This window comes from Emticicia agri (assembly GCF_004168285.1).
Classification (GTDB): Bacteria; Bacteroidota; Bacteroidia; order Cytophagales; family Spirosomataceae; genus Emticicia; species Emticicia agri.
Window position 1 is genome coordinate 1 of the sequence record NZ_SEWF01000159.1, and the last position, 1,330, is coordinate 1,330.

Genomic DNA, 1,330 nt, shown 5'->3' on the forward strand with positions numbered 1-1,330 from the left:
AAGTTTACAATCGTTTTATAATGGTTCTGAATTGACCTGGCTACTGTATTGAACGATTTAAAACCAGCCTGTCTTACTTTCTCGTGCCATTTAGCCAGTCTTGTTAGGCCATATAGCTTATCATTGGTATTCTCAAAGATATGAGAAAGACTCATGGTTAAGTCATAGGCTTGCTTAATGTCAGGGTACAGGTCGAATAATAAAGTAGCTCTTTGCTTTTGGTTTTCAGTCCAGTCTTTCTCTTTTTTGTAAAGGACATATCTGCTTCTGGCTAGTAGCTGTTTGATAGTATCTCCATTGGAGAGTACTATGGGGACATATTCTGTATCGGTTTTCTTAGCCAATTCAATAGCATCATTTTCAGCATCCAGTGCTTCCCATCTGTGTTTGATTCTGATTTCCTGTAAAGCCTCTGTGGCTAGTTTTTGTACATGAAAACGGTCTGTAACTCTGGTAGCATTTGGGAAAGTTCTTTTGGCAATTAATTCCATATTAGCAGCCATATCTAAGGTAATCTCTCTGACTTTCTTGCGAAGATTGACATGAATTTTCTGTAATACATCAATCAGCGTTTCTGCCTTAGTACCCGCTATAATGGCAACAATACTGCCTTTTTTACCTTTAGATGCTTTATTTGTTAGAATAGTATAAAGTTCTCCATCAGACAAACTGGTCTCATCGATGGATAAATATTTGCCTATGTTCTGTGGAAAAAGAAGCCATTTCTTAGCATGACTTCGCTGAGGCCAAGTCTTAAAATCACTTAGATTGTTCTTATACAGACCTGAAAACACTATTACCATGTTCGTCCTTTGTCTTAAAATCACTTAGATTGTTCTTATACTGCTCTTGTAATCTTTTGCCATTTACTCCATAATAAGTAGCAATACTTTGAGTAGCATCTGCATTAGAATCGATTGATAGCTTTTAAAAAAGCGGCAAACTCTTGTGTCATTCGAGTGCCGTCCGCTACTAATTCCCAGTTCCGATATACTACTTTGCCAAGCGTATGACTAAACCACCTACGGCGCTTAATGTGTAGAAAAACTTTATGCCCTCTGATTGGAAAATCCTGAACTGTAATCTCATCAAAGAAACCTTTGGATTCCAACTTCTGAGATTCAAATTCTTTGGGTATATGATTAAATTCCTGTAGATATAAATGCATCACCTCCTCTGTAGTCTTATTAGAAGTAAGTTCAAAATTTTCAATAATGATAGCTGGTAGCAATAACTTTAATAATTCTTCGTAATTTCCTTGCATCTGTTCTTTTAGTAAAATGCAAAGGTCGAAATTATTTTACCTCCCCACAACTTTTGGGACTGATCC

Annotated in this window: 2 protein-coding genes; both read right to left on the reverse strand. The window is 36.5% G+C overall.

The window, feature by feature from the left end:
- Window positions 1–803, reverse strand: an 803-nt coding sequence (locus EWM59_RS27460; protein ID WP_130024369.1) for an ISAon1 family transposase, incomplete at its 3' end; no start/stop codon positions are given.
- A gap of 104 nt (window positions 804–907) precedes the next feature.
- Window positions 908–1,264, reverse strand: a complete 357-nt coding sequence (locus EWM59_RS27465; RefSeq protein ID WP_130019108.1) for an ISAon1 family transposase N-terminal region protein — start codon at window positions 1,262–1,264, stop codon at window positions 908–910.
- Window positions 1,265–1,330 lie beyond the last annotated feature (66 nt).

Coding starts and splice junctions, on each gene's coding strand:
- EWM59_RS27465 (WP_130019108.1), bottom strand. CDS start 1,264: ATGCAAGGAAATTACGAAGAATTATTAAAGTTATTGCTACCAGCTATC.